Here is a 21400-nt window from a genome sequence, read left to right as displayed (position 1 = left end):
TCTTCGCGCCGCCGGGGCAGGCGAAATCTGGATGGATGGTAAGGCATCCAGACGGCTAAATCAATCAAAGTCATTCAATCTGCCATTCTCACGGTATGCGCAATCATGCGATACTGCGCGGCACTATTTGCAGCAGGAGTTTCTACGTGGCGAACCCAGTCCCGGCTATTTTTCTCGATCGTGATGGCACCCTGAATGTCGATCACGGCTATGTTCATGAGATCGATAATTTTCAGTTTATTGATGGCACCATTGAAGCGCTGCAGGCGTTAAAGAAGATGGGCTACGCGCTGGTGCTGGTGACCAACCAGTCTGGCATCGCGCGCGGCATGTTTACCGAAGATCAGTTTATGCAACTCACCGAGTGGATGGACTGGTCACTGGCCGATCGCGATGTCGATCTCGACGGCATCTATTTCTGTCCGCATCTGCCTGATGCAACGGTCGTGGAGTACCGCCAGACTTGCGATTGCCGCAAGCCGCAACCGGGCATGCTGCTTTCGGCGCAGAAACACCTGAACATCGATATGGCAGCTTCTTATATGGTGGGCGATAAGCTGGAAGATATGCTGGCAGCAAAGGCGGCAGGCGTGGGAACCAAAGTGCTGGTGCGCAGCGGTAAGCCGGTCACCGCCGAAGGCGAAGCGGCCGCAGACTGGGTGATTGATAGTCTCGCAGACCTGCCGGCGCGCATGAAAAAGGCCTGAAATCAGGCCTTCTGCACAAATCTTAAGCGAACAGTAAAAAAGTTGAAATTTGCACTTGCGCTTCCATAAGTTCGCCCTATAATGCGCCACCACTGAGACGGCAAAGCGGCAACGCAGGCGGCTCAGCAGGGCGTGAAGCGATTCACCCCGCCGGAGAAAAACGCTGAAAAAAGTGTTTGACTCTGAAGGAGGAAAGCGTAATATACGCCACCTCGCGACAGCAGGCCGAACGCCGCGTCGCACCGCTCTTTAACAATTTATCAGACAATCTGTGTGGGCACTCGCAGGATTGATATCAGCGTCTCCGGACGTAAAAAATATCAAGTCTTTGCTGAGTGAACACGTAATTCATTACGAAGTTTAATTCACAGAGCATCGCTGCACTCGTTGCAGCAAATCAAACTTAAATTGAAGAGTTTGATCATGGCTCAGATTGAACGCTGGCGGCAGGCCTAACACATGCAAGTCGAACGGCAGCACAGAAGAGCTTGCTCTTTGGGTGGCGAGTGGCGGACGGGTGAGTAATGTCTGGGAAACTGCCCGATGGAGGGGGATAACTACTGGAAACGGTAGCTAATACCGCATAACGTCGCAAGACCAAAGTGGGGGACCTTCGGGCCTCACACCATCGGATGTGCCCAGATGGGATTAGCTAGTAGGTGGGGTAATGGCTCACCTAGGCGACGATCCCTAGCTGGTCTGAGAGGATGACCAGCCACACTGGAACTGAGACACGGTCCAGACTCCTACGGGAGGCAGCAGTGGGGAATATTGCACAATGGGCGCAAGCCTGATGCAGCCATGCCGCGTGTATGAAGAAGGCCTTCGGGTTGTAAAGTACTTTCAGCGGGGAGGAAGGCGGTGAGGTTAATAACCTTGCCGATTGACGTTACCCGCAGAAGAAGCACCGGCTAACTCCGTGCCAGCAGCCGCGGTAATACGGAGGGTGCAAGCGTTAATCGGAATTACTGGGCGTAAAGCGCACGCAGGCGGTCTGTTAAGTCAGATGTGAAATCCCCGGGCTTAACCTGGGAACTGCATTTGAAACTGGCAGGCTTGAGTCTCGTAGAGGGGGGTAGAATTCCAGGTGTAGCGGTGAAATGCGTAGAGATCTGGAGGAATACCGGTGGCGAAGGCGGCCCCCTGGACGAAGACTGACGCTCAGGTGCGAAAGCGTGGGGAGCAAACAGGATTAGATACCCTGGTAGTCCACGCCGTAAACGATGTCGACTTGGAGGTTGTGCCCTTGAGGCGTGGCTTCCGGAGCTAACGCGTTAAGTCGACCGCCTGGGGAGTACGGCCGCAAGGTTAAAACTCAAATGAATTGACGGGGGCCCGCACAAGCGGTGGAGCATGTGGTTTAATTCGATGCAACGCGAAGAACCTTACCTGGCCTTGACATCCAGAGAACTTAGCAGAGATGCTTTGGTGCCTTCGGGAACTCTGAGACAGGTGCTGCATGGCTGTCGTCAGCTCGTGTTGTGAAATGTTGGGTTAAGTCCCGCAACGAGCGCAACCCTTATCCTTTGTTGCCAGCGGTTCGGCCGGGAACTCAAAGGAGACTGCCGGTGATAAACCGGAGGAAGGTGGGGATGACGTCAAGTCATCATGGCCCTTACGGCCAGGGCTACACACGTGCTACAATGGCGCATACAAAGAGAAGCGACCTCGCGAGAGCAAGCGGACCTCATAAAGTGCGTCGTAGTCCGGATTGGAGTCTGCAACTCGACTCCATGAAGTCGGAATCGCTAGTAATCGTAGATCAGAATGCTACGGTGAATACGTTCCCGGGCCTTGTACACACCGCCCGTCACACCATGGGAGTGGGTTGCAAAAGAAGTAGGTAGCTTAACCTTCGGGAGGGCGCTTACCACTTTGTGATTCATGACTGGGGTGAAGTCGTAACAAGGTAACCGTAGGGGAACCTGCGGTTGGATCACCTCCTTACCTGAAGATACCTTCCCGCGAAGTGCTCACACAGATTGTCTGATAGAAAAGTAACGAGCAGGACGGCTGCGAAGTCGTGACACTTTGTGTCCCCTTCGTCTAGCGGTTAGGACTCCGCCCTTTCACGGCGGCAACAGGGGTTCGAATCCCCTAGGGGACGCCACTGCTTGGTGACAGGTGAAAGGTGTCTCCACAGAATATCTCAAAACTGACGGTAACGTCGTGTTTGAGATATTGCTCTTTAACAATCCGGAACAAGCTGAAAATTGAAACGACGCGTCGCTTCATTTCTCCGTAATAAGAAATGAATCACGATGCGTTCGGGTCTCTCAAATGCTTGCAGTCTGCAGCGTTGCAAAACGCCTGTGGGTTGTGAGGTTAAGCGACTAAGCGTACACGGTGGATGCCCTGGCAGTCAGAGGCGATGAAGGACGTGCTAATCTGCGAAAAGCGACGGTAAGGTGATATGAACCGCTACAGCCGTCGATGTCCGAATGGGGAAACCCGGTGCACTCTGTGCATCATCGTTTGATGAATACATAGTCAAACGAGGCGAACCGGGGGAACTGAAACATCTAAGTACCCCGAGGAAAAGAAATCAACCGAGATTCCCCCAGTAGCGGCGAGCGAACGGGGAGCAGCCCAGGACCTGAATCAGCTTGTGCATCAGTGGAAGCGTCTGGAAAGTCGCGCGATACCGGGTGACAGCCCCGTACACGAAGATGCATGAGTTGTGAGTCCGACGAGTAGGGCGGGACACGTGGTATCCTGTCTGAATATGGGGGGACCATCCTCCAAGGCTAAATACTCCTGACTGACCGATAGTGAACCAGTACCGTGAGGGAAAGGCGAAAAGAACCCCGGCGAGGGGAGTGAAACAGAACCTGAAACCGTGTACGTACAAGCAGTGGGAGCCTACTTGTTAGGTGACTGCGTACCTTTTGTATAATGGGTCAGCGACTTATATTCTGTAGCAAGGTTAACCGCATAGGGGAGCCGAAGGGAAACCGAGTCTTAACCGGGCGTTAAGTTGCAGGGTATAGACCCGAAACCCGGTGATCTAGCCATGGGCAGGTTGAAGGTTGGGTAACACTAACTGGAGGACCGAACCGACTAATGTTGAAAAATTAGCGGATGACTTGTGGCTGGGGGTGAAAGGCCAATCAAACCGGGAGATAGCTGGTTCTCCCCGAAAGCTATTTAGGTAGCGCCTCGTGAACTCATCTCCGGGGGTAGAGCACTGTTTCGGCTAGGGGGCCATCCCGGCTTACCAACCCGATGCAAACTGCGAATACCGGAGAATGTTATCACGGGAGACACACGGCGGGTGCTAACGTCCGTCGTGAAGAGGGAAACAACCCAGACCGCCAGCTAAGGTCCCAAAGTCATGGTTAAGTGGGAAACGATGTGGGAAGGCACAGACAGCCAGGATGTTGGCTTAGAAGCAGCCATCATTTAAAGAAAGCGTAATAGCTCACTGGTCGAGTCGGCCTGCGCGGAAGATGTAACGGGGCTAAACCATGCACCGAAGCTGCGGCAGCGACGCTTATGCGTTGTTGGGTAGGGGAGCGTTCTGTAAGCCGCTGAAGGTGTGCTGTGAGGCATGCTGGAGGTATCAGAAGTGCGAATGCTGACATAAGTAACGATAAAGCGGGTGAAAAGCCCGCTCGCCGGAAGACCAAGGGTTCCTGTCCAACGTTAATCGGGGCAGGGTGAGTCGACCCCTAAGGCGAGGCTGAAAAGCGTAGTCGATGGGAAACAGGTTAATATTCCTGTACTTGGTGTTACTGCGAAGGGGGGACGGAGAAGGCTAGGTTATCCGGGCGACGGTTGTCCCGGTTTAAGCGTGCAGGTGTGAAGACCAGGCAAATCCGGTCTTCTTTAACACTGAGGCGTGATGACGAGCCGCCACGGCGGTGAAGTAACTGATGCCCTGCTTCCAGGAAAAGCCTCTAAGCTCCAGGTAACACGAAATCGTACCCCAAACCGACACAGGTGGTCAGGTAGAGAATACCAAGGCGCTTGAGAGAACTCGGGTGAAGGAACTAGGCAAAATGGTGCCGTAACTTCGGGAGAAGGCACGCTGGCGCGTAGGTGAAGGGACTTGCTCCCGGAGCCGAAGCCAGTCGAAGATACCAGCTGGCTGCAACTGTTTATTAAAAACACAGCACTGTGCAAACACGAAAGTGGACGTATACGGTGTGACGCCTGCCCGGTGCCGGAAGGTTAATTGATGGGGTTATCCGCAAGGAGAAGCTCTTGATCGAAGCCCCGGTAAACGGCGGCCGTAACTATAACGGTCCTAAGGTAGCGAAATTCCTTGTCGGGTAAGTTCCGACCTGCACGAATGGCGTAATGATGGCCAGGCTGTCTCCACCCGAGACTCAGTGAAATTGAAATCGCTGTGAAGATGCAGTGTACCCGCGGCAAGACGGAAAGACCCCGTGAACCTTTACTATAGCTTGACACTGAACATTGAGCCTTGATGTGTAGGATAGGTGGGAGGCTTTGAAGCGTGGACGCCAGTCTGCGTGGAGCCAACCTTGAAATACCACCCTTTAATGTTTGATGTTCTAACGTAGGCCCGTAATCCGGGCTGCGGACAGTGTCTGGTGGGTAGTTTGACTGGGGCGGTCTCCTCCCAAAGCGTAACGGAGGAGCACGAAGGTTGGCTAATCCTGGTCGGACATCAGGAGGTTAGTGCAATGGCATAAGCCAGCTTGACTGCGAGAGTGACGGCTCGAGCAGGTGCGAAAGCAGGTCATAGTGATCCGGTGGTTCTGAATGGAAGGGCCATCGCTCAACGGATAAAAGGTACTCCGGGGATAACAGGCTGATACCGCCCAAGAGTTCATATCGACGGCGGTGTTTGGCACCTCGATGTCGGCTCATCACATCCTGGGGCTGAAGTAGGTCCCAAGGGTACGGCTGTTCGCCGTTTAAAGTGGTACGCGAGCTGGGTTTAGAACGTCGTGAGACAGTTCGGTCCCTATCTGCCGTGGGCGCTGGAGAATTGAGGGGGGTTGCTCCTAGTACGAGAGGACCGGAGTGAACGCACCGCTGGTGTTCGGGTTGTCATGCCAATGGCACTGCCCGGTAGCTAAGTGCGGAAGAGATAAGTGCTGAAAGCATCTAAGCACGAAACTTGCCCCGAGATGAGTTCTCCCTGACCCCTTGAGGGTCCTGAAGGGACGTTGAAGACGACGACGTTGATAGGCCGGGTGTGTAAGCGCAGCGATGCGTTGAGCTAACCGGTACTAATGACCCGTGAGGCTTAACCTTACAACGCCAGAGGCGTTTTGGTCTGAGAGACCGGAGAATTTTCAGCTTGTGACGGATAAAGAATCAGCTTTGTTCTGCGGACGCGAGTCCGGAGGATTTTGCGCTGAGGCGAGGCGGCAAGCGAAGGAAAGGAAGGAGCATACACGAGTATGTGACTGACTTTGCGAGCGCGGCCAACGCGGCATCAGCGCGAAAGACGCGGGACAGGGCACAAAGAATTTGCCTGGCGGCAACAGCGCGGTGGTCCCACCTGACCCCATGCCGAACTCAGAAGTGAAACGCCGTAGCGCCGATGGTAGTGTGGGGCCTCCCCATGCGAGAGTAGGGAACTGCCAGGCATCAATTTAAGACCCCTAATCGGGTCGTGACCTTCCCGGTGACGCGGAAAGGGCGAAACACCTGAAATCAGCGACGGTCTGATATCAGTACAGAATCGGTGGAGCGGTAGTTCAGTTGGTTAGAATACCTGCCTGTCACGCAGGGGGTCGCGGGTTCGAGCCCCGTCCGTTCCGCCACTTAAACTGAGAAGCCCTGACTGCAAAGTCAGGGCTTTTTCATGTCCGCTAAAAACCCGCCATTGTTGAGTAAAACGCAAAATTCCTCTGCTCATAAGCGGATTTTTCAGCAACAATAATCCTGCCACAATACGCCTCATCACAACATTCAACGCAATGATGAGGAAAACATGACAATCCCCGCTTTTGGTTTAGGAACATTTCGTCTGCAGGACGATGTCGTTATTCATTCAGTGAAAACTGCACTGGAACTTGGTTACCGCACCATCGATACCGCTCAAATTTATGAAAACGAAGCTGCCGTAGGTCAGGCTATTGCCGAAAGCGGCGTGGCACGTGATGAGCTGTTTATCACCACTAAAATCTGGATTGAGAATCTCGCCGCCGACAAACTGATCCCCAGCCTGCAGCAGAGCCTGGCAAAACTGCGTACCGACTATGTCGATTTGACGCTGATCCACTGGCCATCGCCGGGTGCAGCGGTATCTGTCAAAGAGAGCATGCAGGCATTGATGGCAGCGAAAGAGGCGGGTCTGACGCGTCAGATTGGTATCTCTAACTTCCCGATTGCCCTGATGAAAGAGGCCATTGCCGCTGTGGGCGCAGAGAACATTGCAACCAACCAGATTGAGCTGCACCCGTTCCTGCAAAATCGCCAGGTCGTGGAGTTCGCGAAACAGCAGGGCATTCATATCACTTCATACATGACGCTGGCATATGGCGAAGCGTTAAAAGAACAGGTGATAAAGCAGATTGCGCAGAAACATCAGGCCACACCCGCGCAGGTCGTCCTGGCGTGGGCACTGGCACTGGGTTATGCCGTGATTCCCTCCTCAACCAAGCGTGAGAACCTGGCCAGCAATATGGCGGCGCAGGATCTGACACTGGATGCGGACGACATGGCGCAAATCGCCGCGCTGGATCGCCAGCAGCGTCTGGTCAGCCCGGAAGGCCTGGCACCAGACTGGGATTAATTCTCCCGTGCATCAGCCCTGCACGCGCCAGGGCTGATCTCTGACCCACTCGCTGAGAAAATCAATAAAGGCCCGCACGCGCTGGCTCACCCCTAAATCGCTGTAATACACCGCATTAAAAGGCATCTCAACCGGTACCGACTGGTGCGCCAGCACCTCTACAAAAGTGCCCGCCGCAATTTCCGCATTCACCATAAAGTCTGACAGACAGGCGATACCCTGATCGTTCAGGCACAGCTGCTTGATCGTCTCTCCGCTGTTTGATGACATCGCCGCGTCAATTTCATACAGATCGCTGCCATTAGCCGACACGGGCCAGCGATTGAGACGAGGCGTCTCGACAAAGCCGAGGCACTGATGCTGTGCCAGCGCCTCCACCGACGCCGGCGTGCCATATTTTGCCAGGTAAGCTGGCGTAGCGACCATTTTACGATAGCTGGTGAACAGCAGCCGGGCACGCAGCGTGGAGTCGGTTAAATCCCCGGCACGAATAGCGACATCCACTTTACGATCAATCAGGTTGATAAAGCTTTCGGAAGAGATTAGCGATAGCGTGACCGCCGGATAGCGTTCGCGAAAGGGTTTAATCATCGGCATCAGCAGGTTAAGGATCACTGGTGTTGCCGCGTCGATGCGCAGCACGCCCTGTGGCGCCTGCTGGCGCTCAATCAGCTCATTCTCTGCCGTTGCCATCTCAAGGATCAGCTTCTGCACGCGCCGGAAATAGAGTTCGCCTTCATAAGTCAGCGCCAGCTGACGGGTGGTACGCGTCAGCAGCGACACGCCAAGCTTGTTCTCCAGCTTCTTCACCGTGCGGCTCACCGCTGAATTGGCCATCTGTAACTGCTCCGCTGCACGGCTAAAACTGCCGCTTTCCACCACAGCGATAAAGACTTTTAACTCCTCTGAAGATGCCTTCATTATGCCTCCTCAGGCAAAAGTTTATTGTTACTTTGCTTCTTTTTGTTATTAAAGCACGAGTCGATAATGGCGCCCATCAAAACATTATTGGGAGTCAACCATGCCACTTGCACTCTGGGCGCTGACCATCAGCGCCTTCGCTATCGGAACCACCGAGTTTGTTATCGTCGGGCTGATTCCGACCATCGCTGAACAGCTCAGCATTACGTTACCTTCTGCCGGGATGCTGGTATCCATCTACGCGCTTGGCGTAGCCGTCGGCGCGCCAGTGCTCACCGCCTTAACCGGCAAGCTGCCGCGCAAGCAGTTGCTGATGGGGCTGATGGCGCTGTTTACCGTCGGTAATCTGGTGGCCTGGCTGGCACCCAACTATGAAACGCTGGTGATGGCGCGTCTGCTGACCGGTCTGGCGCACGGTGTTTTCTTCTCCGTCGGCTCAACCATTGCGACCAGCCTGGTAAGCAAAGAGAAGGCCGCCAGTGCGATAGCCATCATGTTTGGCGGCTTAACCGTGGCGCTGGTCACCGGCGTACCGCTTGGCACACTGATTGGTCAGCATTTTGGCTGGCGTGAAAGTTTTCTGGCGGTCTCTCTGCTGGGCGTGATTGCGCTGGTCAGCAGTATGATACTGGTACCGCGTAACATCGCACAGCCGCCTGCCACCTCCCTGGCACAGCAGGCCGCGGTAATGATCAATCCGCGGCTGCTGCTGATTTACGCGATTACGGCGCTGGGCTACGGTGGCATTTTTACCACCTTCACCTTCCTGGCACCGATGATGCAGTCACTGGCCGGTTTCTCACCGACCGCCGTCAGTGGCGTGCTGCTGGGGTACGGTATTGCAGTGGCGATCGGGAATATCTGGGGCGGCAGGCTGGCCGATCGCCGCGGGGCGGTACCGGCGCTGACGCTGATTTTTATCGCGCTGGCCATACTGTTAGTGGTATTCCAGTTCACCGCCAGCATGCATTACCTCGCGCTGCTCACGGTGCTGGTGATGGGCGTCTTTGCCTTTGCTAACGTACCTGGCCTGCAGGTTTACGTGGTGCAAAAGGCTGAACACTATGCGCCAGGCGCAGTTGATGTCGCGTCAGGGCTGAATATCGCGGCCTTTAATATTGGCATCGCACTGGGTTCAACCGTCGGCGGTCACATCGTGGAACATTACGGTCTGGCGCAGACGCCATGGGTGGGTGCCGTCATCGTGTTTGCGGCTCTGCTGCTGGTCCGCCTCAGTGGCCAGCTGGATAAGCCGCGCACGGCAGCCATTACTGAATAAGCCGCACAACAGCCTGCCGTATGGCGGGCTGTTGCCGTTGCTGGCTGTGAGGCGAATTCCGACAATCAATAACAGCAATTGAAACCCCGCGCTAAAATCCCTATAACAGTCAGGTGAAGTTGTAGTCGTAAATCAGCCAGGCGGGACAGTGCGAAAAAAAACTTATGCAATGCGGTATGTAGCAGGTCAGCCTGCTGAGCGGATTTTTCCGCCAGGGGCGATGCTGCATCTTGGGCAGGCGTTACCGCCCGGTGCACCGCTGCCAGCCGACCCAACCCTGCGCGTGCTGGTGTGGAATATCTTCAAACAGCAGCGGGCAGACTGGATGTCAGTACTGCAGGGCTTCGGCAAAGATGCCCATCTGGTGCTGCTGCAGGAGGCGCAGACCACACCGGAACTGGTGCAGTTCGCCACCAGCAATTATCTTGCGGCCGATCAGGTACCGGCCTTTGTGCTGCCACAACACCCCTCTGGCGTCATGACGCTGGCTTCTGCCCATCCGGTCTACTGCTGTCCGCTGCGTGAACGTGAGCCGCTACTGAGGCTGTCTAAATCTGCTCTGGTCACTGCCTATCCGCTTCCCACCGGCGAAATGCTGATGGTGGTGAACATTCATGCGGTCAATTTCAGCCTCGGCGTTGATGTGTACAGCAAACAGCTGGGGCCGATTGGCGAGCAAATCCAGCATCACCGCGGGCCGGTGATCATGGCCGGCGACTTCAATGCCTGGAGCCGCCAGCGTATGAATGCGCTCTACCGCTTTGCCCGTGAGATGGCGCTGCGTGAAGTAAACTTTACTGATGATCATCGGCGCAAAGCCTTTGGCCGCCCGCTGGATTTTGTCTTTTACCGCGACATGAAGGTCAGCGAGGCATCGGTGCTGGTGACGCGAGCCTCTGACCACAATCCTCTGCTGGTTGAATTCAGTCCCGGCGCGGCTAAACGTTAAGCCAAGTGCTGCACGCCAAAGCGAATGATTAACAGCGCTGAAGCCGCATCCTGCTCAATAAACCACTTCAGACCGCTAAAGGCATGGCGCAGCGGCGATAATAATGAGGTTTGCGCGTAAGTGTGTCTGACTGCGGGAAAGGGAAAGGTAAATAATGAAAAAGGCTGACAAAAGTCAGCCTTTTCGGTGCATCAGGTATCAGGTGTTGCGCTATTCTTCACAAACAGCGTCAGCTTGTCGCCGGGCTGAATGTCTTTAGCGTCACTGTTCCAGCGCATCACGTCTTTGGTGTTAACACCGTGACGTTTGGCGATACTGGCAAAAGAATCACCCTTACGCACACGGTAGGTGATGCTGTTGCCGTTATCCGCCAGCTGCGACGCGCCAGCTTTGCTGCCAACGGTCAGTGTCTGACCGATGCGTACTGACGCACTGCGCAGGTTATTCTGCTGCTTCAGTGCACTAACGCTCACACCAAGCTTACTGGCAATGCCCGATAAGGTGTCGCCTTTGCGGACCTTATAGCTATTGCCTGCAGCGCTGACTTTCGCCAGCTCGCCGGGCTGTACCGCAGCAATATCACCGGAAGCCAGTGAATTGCGCAGCTGAGCCACGTTGGACTTTGGCACCATAATATAGTGCGGTCCGTTTGGCGCGGTGGTGCCGTTTTTATACCCGGCATTGAATGTCTTCAGCTTGCTGAGCGACATACCGGCCATATCTGCGGCCTGCGTCAGTTCAATCTGCTGTCCCACTTCAACGCGAGCCAGTGCACGGCTCTCATTGGCGGTTGGCAGCTTAATACCGTAGCGCTTGCTGTTCTTGAGAATATCACTCAGGGCCAGCATTTTAGGTACGTAAACCGTGGTCTCGCGTGGCAGCGATAAATGCCAGAAGTCGGTCGGCTTACCGCGCGCCTTGTTCTGTTTCATCGCCTTCAGCACACGCCCTTCACCGCTGTTATAGGCGGCGATGGTCAGTAACCAGTCACCGTCAAACATGCCGTTCAGACGCTGCATCATATCCAGCGCAACTTTGGTTGAGGCCACCACATCGCGGCGTCCGTCGTACCATTGGTTCTGTTTCAAACCATAGTTTTTGCCCGTTTGCGCAACGATCTGCCAGATGCCAGCGGCATTCGCAGTAGAGGTTGCGTGTGGGTCAAAAGCGCTCTCCACTATGGGTAGCAGTACCAGTTCCATCGGCATTTTACGTTTCTGTATCTGCTCGACAATCCAGTACATGTACGGCTCTGCCCGTAATGTTACATCGTGGAGATAGCTCTTATTTTTTAAGTACTTTGTTTTTTGTTCGCGGATTCGCGGGTTTTCCGGAATCCCCATCTTCAACTCGTCACTAATGTGATTCCAGAGATCAGTGTCTTCTGCGAGGCTGGTTCCATCATCTTGCCAGCGCGGCGACAACAAGCGATCTCCGTACTTTCCATTTTCACCTTGACCAGCTGAAGACAGACTCTGTGCATGCTGTACCGGGATACTGGCGTCATTCCTTGATGCCTGACATCCAACCAGCAAGACCGAGGCGAGTAATATCGCTTTAGCCTTCATGTGTGTGTCAATAGTTCGCTTAAAAGACGAGCAACTATACGTTAGCGACCGGCACAACACAACCAGAAATATCAAAAACGGTCTTTCTTCTCGCGTAGATCGGCAAAAGTCTGCCATAACGGAGCCGACGACACATTAATGCCTAAAGCCTTTTGCAAATCAGGATCTTGCGTACGCAGGAATAAATTTATTTCACGCTCCAGCGCCAGTTTTGTTGGCAAAGTAATGCGATTTTCTGCGCGTAAGTCCTTAATTTGCTGATACCTTGCCAAAATTTTCGGGTCCTGAGGCAGAATAGCCGCAGCAAACTTCATATTGGATAAAGTGTATTCATGCGCACAGCAGATAAGCGTATCGGCAGGGAGTTGATTAAGCGCTTGAAACGACTCAAACATTTGCTGGGCAGTGCCTTCGAACAGTCGTCCGCAGCCACCCGAAAACATCGTATCGCCACAGAAAAGATAAGGTGAGCTGAAATATGAGATATGTCCTAAAGTGTGTCCAGGCGTTGCGATGACGCGGAAATTTAGCCCGAGCAGCGTAAATTCATCACCGTCACTGAGAATAGTGCGCGCGCCTTTATCGGCGGTCTCCTGCGGACCATAAACCTCAAGTTGCGGATAGTGCTCCAGCAGTTCGCTAACGCCGCCCACGTGATCGTGATGATGATGGGTCAGCAGAATGGCCTGCGGCTGCCAGTGATTGGCGTGAATTTTTTCCAGCACCGGTCGGGCTTCACCCGGATCGACGATCAGACAGCGTCCCTGTTCATCGTTCAGTGTCCAGATGTAGTTATCCTGCAACGCGGGAATACTGGTAAGATTCATAAACACCTCTCAGGTCGTAGAAAAAGGAAAATGGTAGAGCATGAAGCCAGCGAAAACACGCCAAATCCTGACTGCGCCGCGCTCCTGGCAGGATATGCCCTGGGGCGACTATTTCCGCGACGCGTTAACCCAGCAACTGCAACCGTATCTCGGCAAGCTGTACGGCTTTCATATGCTTAAAATTGGCAGCCTCAGCGCAGAAATCAATACCCGCCAGTGTGCCATATCGCATCAGGTTAATGTGGGCGATGAGGGCGATGGGCTGCACGTCATCGCCAGCGCAACGCAGTTGCCGTTTGAAGCCAAATCGATTGATGCCTGTCTGCTGGCGCACACGCTGGCCTGGAGCCAGGATCCGCACCGCGTACTGCGCGAAGTGGATCGCGTACTGATTGATGACGGCTGGATGATTATCAGCGGCTTCAATCCGTTCAGCCTGCTGGGCATCAGTAAAGGCCTGCCCGGATTACAGCGCCGCGCACCGTGGAGTGGACGGATGTTCAGCCAGGTGCGCCTGCTCGACTGGCTGAGCTTACTCAATTATGAAGTGGTGTATCGTACGCGCTTTCAGGTGGTGCCGTGGCACCGCCAGGGCGGCAAGATGATCAGCACGCACCTGCCGGCGCTGGGCTGTCTGAATATCGTGGTTGCGCGTAAGCGCACCTTCCCGCTGACGCCGGGCAAAGTGAAGATGATGCCCGGCAAAACCCAGTTACGGCCAGCGGTCAATGCCACGCGGCAGTTTCGTGAAGCCAGCGATCAGGACTCAACCTGATAGCCAATATCGTCGAGGGAAGGATTGCCGGCAGCGCTGCGTGCCAGTTCATCACAGCGTTCGTTCTCCGGATGACCGGCATGGCCTTTTACCCACTCCCACTGAATCTTATGGGTACTGAGCGCCGCGTCGAGTCGCTGCCACAGATCAACGTTCTTCACCGGCTTCTTTTCTGCGGTTTTCCAGCCGCGCTTTTTCCAGTTGTGAATCCAGCTGGTGATCCCCTGGCGCACGTACTGGCTGTCGGTGCTGAGCACCACGTCACACGGCTGGGTCAGCGCTTCCAGTGCCACAATGGCTGCCATCAGCTCCATGCGATTATTGGTAGTAAGGCGGTAGCCGGCGCTGAATAATTTCTCGTGCTGGCGGTAGCGAAGAATGGCGCCGTAGCCGCCGGGACCGGGATTGCCCAGGCAGGATCCATCGGTGAATATTTCTACCTGTTTGCGCATCTCTGGTAGACTTCCTTCTGACAAAACGCCAAGTCTGACATAAAACGAGTCCTATGAGCACTGCAAATAACCGCCAGATCGTCCTCGATACCGAAACCACCGGCATGAACATGATCGGGGTGCATTACGAAGGACATCGCATCATTGAAATCGGTGCGGTTGAGGTGATCAACCGTCGCCTGACCGGCAACAACTTCCATATGTATCTCAAGCCCGATCGGCTGGTGGATCCGGAAGCGTTCGGCGTACACGGTATTGCCGATGAATTCCTCGCCGATAAACCGACCTTTGCGCAAATCGCCGACGAATTCCTCGATTACATTCGCGGCGCGGAGCTGGTGATCCATAACGCTTCGTTCGACATCGGCTTTATGGATTACGAATTTGCCATGCTGCAGCGCGACATCGGCAAGACAGAAACCTTCTGTCAGATCACCGATAGCCTGGCGATGGCGCGTAAAATGTTCCCGGGCAAGCGCAACAGCCTGGATGCGCTGTGTAACCGTTTCGAGATCGATAACAGCAAACGTACGTTGCACGGCGCTTTGCTTGATGCCGAGATTCTGGCCGAAGTGTTCCTCACCATGACCGGCGGCCAGACCTCGCTGGCGTTTTCAATGGAAGGCGAGCAGAGCAATCAGGTGGCAGGTGAGCATATACAGCGCATCGTTCGTCCGGGCGCCGGCCTGCGCGTGGTTAGCGCCAGCGATGAAGAGATAATGGCGCATGAGAGCCGGCTCGATCTGGTGCAAAAGAAGGGCGGCAGCTGCCTGTGGCGTGCCTGAAACCGCTGATTTTGCGTGGAAAAGCGTCGTTAAGCTGAAAAAACCGGCAAACGAGAGATTCCCCTGCAAAAAGCGTTGACGAGGGATGAGGCTGCCATTAATATGCGCCTCGTTCCCGACGGGGAACAAAGCGCGGAGCGGTAGTTCAGTTGGTTAGAATACCTGCCTGTCACGCAGGGGGTCGCGGGTTCGAGCCCCGTCCGTTCCGCCAATCTCTTTAAAGAAGCCGATGCAGCAATGCATCGGCTTTTTGCTTTTCTAAATCATACCCATCTGGCGTACGGTCGCCATTCATGGCGACCACCAGCACATTAATCCTTCTGTACCGCCACTTCCGCACGATAGGTGGCTTGCGGCACCTCACGTTCGGCGCGCGCCAGCCAGCGGTAGCAGCCAGCGCCCAGCGCCACGCCGATGAACCAGCTGAAGTTTGCCACCGCGTGCAGGGACGGAATAAAGCTAATCACCAGACAAATGCCAACGGAAGGCAGCAGTGCAGCAATCGCTTTCGGATTGAAACCGCCGCGATACCAGTAGCGGCCTTTTGGCGTATCGTTGAACAGGTCATCAACGTACACCTTGCTGCGTTTGATCAGGTAGAAATCGGCGATCAGAATGCCAAACAGTGGCCCGATAAACGATCCCAGCACATCCAGCGTGTAGTGAATCAGCTCCGGCGACTGGAACAGATTCCACGGCGTCAACAGCACTGAACCCACGGCGGCAATCATGCCACCGGCGCGGAAGCTGATCTTCTGCGGTGAGCAGTTAGAGAAATCAAATGCTGGCGAAACGAAGTTCGCCACGATATTGATGCCGATGGTGGCGGTAATCATAGTCAGCAGCCCGATAGCGACCGCCACATCGTTGCCTACCATGCTCACGGTTTCGATCGGGTCGGTGATCATTTTGCCAAACAGCGACTGAGTACCCGAGACAATGACCACGGTCACAATCGAAAACAGCAGGAAGTTGAACGGCAGGCCCCAGCGGTTGCCGCGGCGAATCTCACCCATGCTTTTGCCGTAGCGCGAGAAGTCACCAAAGTTGAGCAGCGGACCGGAGAAATAAGAGACCACCAGCGCGGTCGCGGTGATCATCTGCCAGGTTTGCTCGCCCGCGCTCAGTGATTTACTGGCGAGGGTGAAGGAGATACCGTCAAAACCGGTTTTGTATACAATCCAGCCCGCCAGCGCCACCATCACCACGTAGACCGCCGGACCGGCGATATCGATAAAGCGTTTGATCGCGCTCATGCCGTGCCAGAACACCATCGCCTGCAGCAGCCACATGACGCCGAAACAGCACCAGCCAAGCTGCGACAGGCCGAGCCAGCTGCTCTGCGTCATGCTGCTTAACGACGGGTAGAACTTCAGCAGCACCAGCATCAGCGCATTCGCCGCCAGATAGGTCTGAATGCCGTACCAGGCGAAGGCGATCAGCCCGCGAATCACCGCCGGGATGTTGGCCCCGAACACGCCAAATGCCTGACGCGAAATCACTGCATAAGGCACGCCGGCCATCTGGCTCGGCTTTGCTACCAGGTTAGCGCACAGCTGCACGATGCAAATTCCCACCAGCAGACACAGCAGCACCTGCCAGCTGGCCAGACCGAGGGTGAAGAAGCTGGCCGCCACCACATAGCCGCCCATGCTGTGCACGTCCGACATCCAGAACGAAAAAATGTTGTACCACGACCAGCTCTGGTTGCGGGTCGGCGCCAGGTCGTCGTTACACAGACGCGGGCTGTAATGGGCGTTGGCTTCAGAGGCCACCGCAGAGGTCACTTCAGAATGATTTGGCATGAAACCTGCTCCTCTTAACTTCATGGAAAAATAATGACAGCGTGAAACGGTATTGCAGGATCCAGGCCAGAATTGATTTCTTGTATACAAAAAATGAATTTCACGTATACGATGTCTGCATACAGTCACTTGCCGGAGCGGGTAATGAAGAGTGAAACAGGCCTGAAAACGGCTGCCGATCTGAATGACAGAGACGAACCTATCTATCAGGCGTTGCTGAACGCCATCGTGGAGCACCAGCTGCCGCCGGGCAGCAAATTGCCGGAAGAGGCGCTGTCGGAGGTGTTTGGCGTCAGCCGTACCGGCATTCGTAAGGTGCTGCAGCGCCTCGCGGCGGTGCAAATGATCACCCTGTCGCCCAGACGTGGTGCACAGGTGGCGACGCCGGGCGTGGAGGAAGCGCGCGACATCTTCGCCACGCGTAGCCTGCTGGAGTGCGCCAATCTGCCGGCGGTGCTGGCGCATCTGCAGCCGCCGCATCTCGCCGCGCTGAGTGGCTTAATTGCCGACGAGCAGCAGGCGCACCAGCAGCACGACGGGGCCGCCGCCATCCGTCTGTCTGCGGCTTTTCATATCCAACTGCAGGCGATTTCCGGCAACCAGGTGCTGACTGACATGGTGACGCGCCTGACGCAGCGCTCCTCACTGGTGATCGCCGCTTACGGTGCCCCCTGGCAGCGCGGCTGTCGTTGCGATCATCACGATCGGCTGGTGGATCTGCTGCGGCAAAACGATCTGCCGGCGTTAACCACGGCGCTGCAGCATCACTTCGAACATATCGTCGCCAGCCTGCACTTTGAACGCAGCGGCGAAACCCTGCCTGATTTCACCCGGTTATTTGCCGGTCATAAAGGAGCGGCATCATGAGCCTGATCCAGGTGATCAACCCGAATACCAGCGCCGCCATGACGGCGACCATCGGCGCAGCGGCACGCGCCGTGGCCGCGCCTGGCACGGAGATTCTGGCGGTGTGCCCGAGCGAGGGCGTGCCCTCCATTGAAGGGCACTTTGATGAAGCGATTGCCGCGGTGGGCGTGCTGGAACAGGTAAAACGCGGCAAAGAGCAGGGCGTCAGCGGCCACATCATCGCCTGCTTTGGCGATCCGGGACTGCTGGCGGCGCGCGAACTGGCGAGCGGACCGGTGATTGGCATTGCCGAAGCGGCGATGCACACCGCGACGCTGGTGGCGACGCGCTTTTCGATTGTCACCACGCTGCCGCGCACGCTGGTGATCGCCCGCCATCTGCTGCAGCAATACGGATTCAGCCATCACTGTGCCGCGCTGCACGCCATTGACCTGCCGGTGCTGGCGCTTGAGGACGGCAGCGGCGTCGCGCAGGAGAAAGTGCGTGAGCGCTGTCTGCAGGCGAAACGTGAAGATGGCAGCGGGGCGATTGTGCTGGGCTGCGGCGGCATGGCGTCGCTGGCGCAGGATCTGACTAAAGAACTGGGCCTGCCGGTGATTGATGGCGTCAGTGCGGCGGTGAAAATGGTCGAGTCATTACTGGCGCTGGGCTTTGGTACCAGCAAACACGGCGATCTGGCTTACCCGATTAAAAAACCGCTCAGCGCGGCATTTCAGCACCTAAACTAAGGGCTGGTTGAGGACTGATGACAGGAACTTGCAGAATGAGTGATGTATCTGAAAAGAAAGAGTACAGCTTCAACAAAAATTATCCGCGCGATCTGATTGGCTATGCGGGCCAGCCGCCGCACGCGCAGTGGCCGGGTGAGGCGCGGGTGGCGGTGCAGTTCGTGCTCAATTATGAAGAGGGCGCTGAAAACAATGTGCTGCACGGTGACGCGGGCTCTGAGCAGTTTCTCTCCGACATCATCGGTGCCGCCAGCTATGCCGATCGCCACATGTCGATGGATTCCCTGTATGAGTACGGCTCGCGTGCCGGTTTCTGGCGCATCCATCAGGAGTTTCAGCAGCGCGGCCTGCCGCTGACCATCTTTGGCGTCGCGATGGCGCTGGCGCGGCACCCGCAGATTGTCGAGGCCATCAAAGCCGCCGATTACGATGTGGTCAGCCACGGCTGGCGCTGGATTCACTATCAGGGGATGGATGCCAAAACCGAGCGTCAGCACATGCAGCAGGCAGTGGACGTGCTCACCGAGCTATTCGGTAAAGCACCCACCGGCTGGTATACCGGGCGCGACAGCCCCAATACGCGGCGGCTGGTGGTCGAGCAGGGCGGCTTCAGCTACGACAGCGATTACTACGGTGACGATCTGCCGTTCTGGACGCAGGTCACCTGTCAGGACGGCACGGTGAAGCCGCATCTGATCATTCCCTATACGCTGGAGTGCAACGATATGCGCTTCGCCACGCCGCAGGGATTCAACACCGCCGAGCAGTTCTATACCTATCTGCGCGATACCTTTGATGTACTGTATGAAGAGGGCGCGACGGCGCCGAAGATGATGTCGATTGGCATGCACTGCCGTCTGCTGGGGCGTCCGGGGAAATTCCGCGCGCTGCAGCGTTTCCTCGACCATATTCAGCAGCACGACAAGGTGTGGGTGTGCACGCGTCAGCAGATTGCCGATCACTGGATGAAGACGCATCCGGCTGCCTGAGCGGCCTTACCTTTCACTGATGTGTGCCCTCTCTTGCCAGGAGAGGGCAACACTCGCGTCCGCTCAGCTCATCAAACTCACCTGCGCTGCCACGATGCGCCAGCCGCACGGCAGCCGTACCCAGGTCTGCTGCTGACGGCCGATCTTTTCTACGCCCTCGCGGGTGAACTCGGTGCTGCACACCGCATAGTCATCGCCAAAAGTGGTGATGACCGTATTGCGCAGCGTGCGATCGAGCCCCTTTGACGGACGCGCCGCGCGAAAGGCGCGAATCTCGTCAATCCCGTACAGATTCTCTCCGGCACCGAGTCGCACCGTACGCGCATCGTGCCAGAACAACTCGTCCAGCACGGCGACATCATTGCTCACCAGCGCCTGCTCGTAGCGGTAAAACGCGGCGGTGACTTCAGCCAGTATCGCCGGACGATCGATATGTTCAGGTGTCATCTTCAGGCATCCATAAAAGAGGTTTGTGGCAGCGTCACACCCTGCTGCTGCAGTGCCCAGGCGGCGCGCAGCGCCAGCTGTTCGTTAAACGGCGCGGCAATCAGCTGCAGGCCAATTGGTAAGCCGCTGGCGGTGAGCAGCGGTACGCTACACACCGGCAGGCCGAGGAACGAAATCGGCTGCGTCAGCATGCCCATGCTGGCGCGTGTCGGCAAATCCTGACCGTTGATGTGGATGGTTTCCTGGCCGATGGTGGTGGCGGTACAGGGCGTGGCCGGGGCGATCAGCACATCATAATGGTCGAACAGCGGCAGCACCTGCTGCTGGAAGTGACGGCGGAAACGCTGGGCCTGCACATACCACGCGGCGGGCAGCATCGCGCCAGCCAGCAGGCGTTCGCGTGAATTCGGCTCAAAGCGTTCTGGCTGGGTGCGCAGCGCTGGCAGATAATGATTGCCGCCTTCCGCGGCGGTCATGATAAACGCGGCCGAGCGCGCCAGTTCGGCCTGGGGCAGCGTCACTTCTTCTGTCGCGCCGAGCGCGCTGGCCGCTACCGTCACCGCCGCGCGCGCCTCATCGCTGCACCAGTCAGCAAAAAAGCCGCCCAGTACCGCGCTGCGCAGCTTTTCGCTGCCTGCAGAGAGCCTGTCACTGACCGGTTCCGCAGGGCGCGCCGCCTGAAACGCATCGCTGGCGTCGCCGCCCTGCAGCGCATCGTAGACCAGACTCAAATCTTCCACCGAGCGGGCAAACGGACCGATGTGATCGAGGCTGGCGACAAACGGATGGCTGCCGCTGCGCGACAGACGACCAAAGGTAGGTTTCAGGCCGAAAATGCCGCACAGCGAAGCAGGCACGCGAATCGAGCCGTTGGTGTCGGTGCCGAGTGAAAAGTGCACCAGCCCGGCAGCGACGGCTGCCGCGGAACCGCCAGATGAACCGCCGGCCACGCGCGACAGATCGCGCGGGTTGCGGGTGGCACCATAATGGGTGTTCTCGGTGGTAAAGCCGTAGGCGTAGGCGTCCATATTCAGCATGCCGGAGAGCAGCGCGCCGCTCTGCTGCAGCTGAGAGACCGCCCACGCATCCTGCTGTGCCACCGGTCGCTCGCTGAACAGGCTGGCACCGGCAAGCGTGCTGTGACCGGCGACGTCAAACAGGTTTTTTACCGCATAGGGAATGCCAGCCAGCGCCGGCAGCGGCTCGCCGCGCTGACGCTGCTGATCCAGCCGATCGGCTTCCCGCAGCATGCGCTGCGCGGTGACGGCGGTCCAGGCGTTGATGGCCGGGTTATGCTGTTCAATGGCGGCCAGCGTCTGCTGTGCGATGTCGCGCGCGCTGAGATCGCCCTGCGCCAGTGCCTGCTGCAGCTGGCTAATCGATAAGGCTGCCAGCGTCATGGATGAAACACTCCCGCCACTTCCAGGCGATCGTCCAGCGGCAGCGCCATCAGCGGCTGCGCCATCGCGGCGATACGGTTAAACTGCGTCAGCAGTTCGGCGCGGCGCGTGTCGTCCAGCTCCAGCGCCAGAATCTGTTCCATTTGGGCGATATAGGTTGCCCAGTCCGGTTGTGCACTCATG

Annotated in this window: 16 protein-coding genes, 3 tRNA genes, 3 rRNA genes and 1 pseudogene; 15 read left to right on the top strand and 8 right to left on the bottom strand. The window is 56.5% G+C overall.

What is annotated here, in order from left to right:
• Positions 1-146 precede the first annotated feature (146 nt).
• From gmhB to dkgB, 7 genes are all read left to right on the top strand, one after another.
• Complete coding sequence (gene gmhB / locus ABVR31_RS15080; RefSeq protein ID WP_141496279.1) at positions 147-707, top strand: D-glycero-beta-D-manno-heptose 1,7-bisphosphate 7-phosphatase; 561 nt, start codon at positions 147-149, stop codon at positions 705-707.
• Positions 708-1112: 405 nt separating this feature from the next.
• Positions 1113-2654, top strand: a 16S ribosomal RNA gene (locus tag ABVR31_RS15075).
• Positions 2655-2742: 88 nt separating this feature from the next.
• Positions 2743-2817: transfer RNA gene (locus tag ABVR31_RS15070), tRNA-Glu, on the top strand.
• A 213-nt stretch (positions 2818-3030) separates the two neighbouring features.
• Positions 3031-5936: ribosomal RNA gene (locus ABVR31_RS15065) — 23S ribosomal RNA — on the top strand.
• A gap of 222 nt (positions 5937-6158) precedes the next feature.
• Positions 6159-6274: ribosomal RNA gene (rrf, locus tag ABVR31_RS15060) — 5S ribosomal RNA — on the top strand.
• The 16S, 23S and 5S rRNA genes sit together here with 2 tRNA genes alongside, the layout of an rRNA operon.
• 100 nt (positions 6275-6374) lie before the next feature.
• Positions 6375-6451, top strand: a tRNA-Asp gene (locus ABVR31_RS15055).
• A 170-nt stretch (positions 6452-6621) separates the two neighbouring features.
• Positions 6622-7425 carry a 2,5-didehydrogluconate reductase DkgB gene (gene dkgB, locus ABVR31_RS15050; protein WP_088516998.1) on the top strand — a complete coding sequence of 268 codons (804 nt, stop codon included), beginning with the start codon at positions 6622-6624 and terminating at the stop codon, positions 7423-7425.
• A 12-nt stretch (positions 7426-7437) separates the two neighbouring features.
• Here dkgB and yafC read toward each other — a convergent pair whose 3' ends face one another.
• Positions 7438-8346 carry a DNA-binding transcriptional regulator YafC gene (gene yafC, locus ABVR31_RS15045; protein ID WP_021507312.1) on the bottom strand — a complete coding sequence of 303 codons (909 nt, stop codon included), beginning with the start codon at positions 8344-8346 and terminating at the stop codon, positions 7438-7440.
• 100 nt (positions 8347-8446) lie between these two features.
• On the opposite strand from yafC, the gene ABVR31_RS15040 reads away from it, so the two are divergent.
• A complete protein-coding gene (locus ABVR31_RS15040; RefSeq protein ID WP_021507311.1) occupies positions 8447-9625 on the top strand; it encodes an MFS transporter in 1179 nt (392 codons plus the stop codon).
• Between the two features lie 148 nt (positions 9626-9773).
• Complete coding sequence (locus ABVR31_RS15035; RefSeq protein WP_031279675.1) at positions 9774-10574, top strand: endonuclease/exonuclease/phosphatase family protein; 801 nt, start codon at positions 9774-9776, stop codon at positions 10572-10574.
• 191 nt (positions 10575-10765) lie between these two features.
• Here the strand turns inward: ABVR31_RS15035 and mltD are convergent, their stop codons facing one another.
• A complete protein-coding gene (mltD, locus tag ABVR31_RS15030; RefSeq protein WP_288421317.1) occupies positions 10766-12142 on the bottom strand; it encodes a murein transglycosylase D in 1377 nt (458 codons plus the stop codon).
• 71 nt (positions 12143-12213) lie between these two features.
• Positions 12214-12969, bottom strand: a complete 756-nt coding sequence (gene gloB, locus ABVR31_RS15025; protein ID WP_021507308.1) for a hydroxyacylglutathione hydrolase — start codon at positions 12967-12969, stop codon at positions 12214-12216.
• 40 nt (positions 12970-13009) lie between these two features.
• On the opposite strand from gloB, the gene ABVR31_RS15020 reads away from it, so the two are divergent.
• On the top strand, positions 13010-13744 hold the full coding sequence (locus ABVR31_RS15020) for a class I SAM-dependent methyltransferase (protein WP_021507307.1): 735 nt from the start codon (positions 13010-13012) through the stop codon (positions 13742-13744).
• On the opposite strand, the pseudogene rnhA reads toward ABVR31_RS15020, so the two are convergent.
• Positions 13729-14296: pseudogene (rnhA, locus tag ABVR31_RS15015) on the bottom strand (ribonuclease HI). The gene ABVR31_RS15020 and the pseudogene rnhA overlap by 16 nt on opposite strands.
• Here rnhA and dnaQ point away from each other — a divergent pair.
• Together dnaQ and ABVR31_RS15005 are read left to right on the top strand one after the other, a co-directional pair.
• Positions 14250-14981: a DNA polymerase III subunit epsilon gene (gene dnaQ / locus ABVR31_RS15010; protein WP_058776026.1), complete on the top strand. Its 732-nt coding sequence runs from the start codon at positions 14250-14252 to the stop codon at positions 14979-14981. The pseudogene rnhA and the gene dnaQ sit on opposite strands and share 47 nt — an antisense overlap.
• Positions 14982-15115: 134 nt before the next feature.
• Positions 15116-15192, top strand: a tRNA-Asp gene (locus ABVR31_RS15005).
• 100 nt (positions 15193-15292) lie between these two features.
• Here ABVR31_RS15005 and ABVR31_RS15000 read toward each other — a convergent pair.
• Positions 15293-16786, bottom strand: coding sequence for an NCS1 family nucleobase:cation symporter-1 (locus ABVR31_RS15000; RefSeq protein ID WP_021507305.1), 1494 nt, complete (start codon positions 16784-16786; stop codon positions 15293-15295).
• Positions 16787-16930: 144 nt separating this feature from the next.
• Between ABVR31_RS15000 and ABVR31_RS14995 the strand changes: the two genes are divergently transcribed.
• The 3 genes from ABVR31_RS14995 to puuE are packed head-to-tail and all read left to right on the top strand — an operon-like array spanning position 16931 to position 19370.
• Complete coding sequence (locus ABVR31_RS14995; protein ID WP_058769324.1) at positions 16931-17653, top strand: GntR family transcriptional regulator; 723 nt, start codon at positions 16931-16933, stop codon at positions 17651-17653.
• A complete protein-coding gene (gene hpxA, locus ABVR31_RS14990) occupies positions 17650-18381 on the top strand; it encodes an allantoin racemase (RefSeq protein ID WP_150058542.1) in 732 nt (243 codons plus the stop codon). Before ABVR31_RS14995 ends, hpxA begins: the two co-directional genes overlap by 4 nt.
• 35 nt (positions 18382-18416) lie before the next feature.
• On the top strand, positions 18417-19370 hold the full coding sequence (puuE, locus tag ABVR31_RS14985) for an allantoinase PuuE (protein ID WP_021507302.1): 954 nt from the start codon (positions 18417-18419) through the stop codon (positions 19368-19370).
• Positions 19371-19433: 63 nt separating this feature from the next.
• On the opposite strand, the gene hpxZ is transcribed toward puuE, so the two are convergent.
• The 3 genes from hpxZ to hpxX are packed head-to-tail and all read right to left on the bottom strand — an operon-like array spanning position 19434 to position 21399.
• A complete protein-coding gene (gene hpxZ, locus ABVR31_RS14980) occupies positions 19434-19817 on the bottom strand; it encodes an oxalurate catabolism protein HpxZ (protein WP_058769325.1) in 384 nt (127 codons plus the stop codon).
• 2 nt (positions 19818-19819) lie between these two features.
• The gene (locus ABVR31_RS14975; RefSeq protein WP_150058541.1) at positions 19820-21217 is read right to left on the bottom strand and encodes an AtzE family amidohydrolase; all 1398 of its coding nucleotides are present in this window, start codon (positions 21215-21217) and stop codon (positions 19820-19822) included.
• A complete protein-coding gene (gene hpxX, locus ABVR31_RS14970; RefSeq protein WP_010616983.1) occupies positions 21214-21399 on the bottom strand; it encodes an oxalurate catabolism protein HpxX in 186 nt (61 codons plus the stop codon). The genes ABVR31_RS14975 and hpxX overlap by 4 nt, the downstream gene beginning before the upstream one ends.
• Position 21400: the final 1 nt, after the last annotated feature.

Origin of the sequence: Pantoea sp. WEP, assembly GCF_041678305.1 — a bacterium.
Taxonomy (GTDB): domain Bacteria; phylum Pseudomonadota; class Gammaproteobacteria; order Enterobacterales; family Enterobacteriaceae; genus Pantoea; species Pantoea dispersa.
The sequence above is the reverse complement of the archived record's forward strand: the minus strand, read 5'-3'. Positions and strand labels throughout refer to the sequence as shown.

Excerpts from the sequence above, each read along its gene's own strand:
- ABVR31_RS15020 (WP_021507307.1), top strand. The coding sequence starts at position 13,010 with ATGAAGCCAGCGAAAACACGCCAAATCCTGACTGCGCCGCGCTCCTGG.
- ABVR31_RS14995 (WP_058769324.1), top strand. The coding sequence starts at position 16,931 with ATGAAGAGTGAAACAGGCCTGAAAACGGCTGCCGATCTGAATGACAGA.
- hpxA (WP_150058542.1), top strand. The coding sequence starts at position 17,650 with ATGAGCCTGATCCAGGTGATCAACCCGAATACCAGCGCCGCCATGACG.
- hpxX (WP_010616983.1), bottom strand. The coding sequence starts at position 21,399 with ATGAGTGCACAACCGGACTGGGCAACCTATATCGCCCAAATGGAACAG.
- ABVR31_RS14975 (WP_150058541.1), bottom strand. The coding sequence starts at position 21,217 with ATGACGCTGGCAGCCTTATCGATTAGCCAGCTGCAGCAGGCACTGGCG.
- ABVR31_RS15000 (WP_021507305.1), bottom strand. The coding sequence starts at position 16,786 with ATGCCAAATCATTCTGAAGTGACCTCTGCGGTGGCCTCTGAAGCCAAC.
- mltD (WP_288421317.1), bottom strand. The coding sequence starts at position 12,142 with ATGAAGGCTAAAGCGATATTACTCGCCTCGGTCTTGCTGGTTGGATGT.
- yafC (WP_021507312.1), bottom strand. The coding sequence starts at position 8,346 with ATGAAGGCATCTTCAGAGGAGTTAAAAGTCTTTATCGCTGTGGTGGAA.
- gloB (WP_021507308.1), bottom strand. The coding sequence starts at position 12,969 with ATGAATCTTACCAGTATTCCCGCGTTGCAGGATAACTACATCTGGACA.
- puuE (WP_021507302.1), top strand. The coding sequence starts at position 18,417 with ATGAGTGATGTATCTGAAAAGAAAGAGTACAGCTTCAACAAAAATTAT.
- ABVR31_RS15040 (WP_021507311.1), top strand. The coding sequence starts at position 8,447 with ATGCCACTTGCACTCTGGGCGCTGACCATCAGCGCCTTCGCTATCGGA.
- hpxZ (WP_058769325.1), bottom strand. The coding sequence starts at position 19,817 with ATGACACCTGAACATATCGATCGTCCGGCGATACTGGCTGAAGTCACC.
- dkgB (WP_088516998.1), top strand. The coding sequence starts at position 6,622 with ATGACAATCCCCGCTTTTGGTTTAGGAACATTTCGTCTGCAGGACGAT.
- dnaQ (WP_058776026.1), top strand. The coding sequence starts at position 14,250 with ATGAGCACTGCAAATAACCGCCAGATCGTCCTCGATACCGAAACCACC.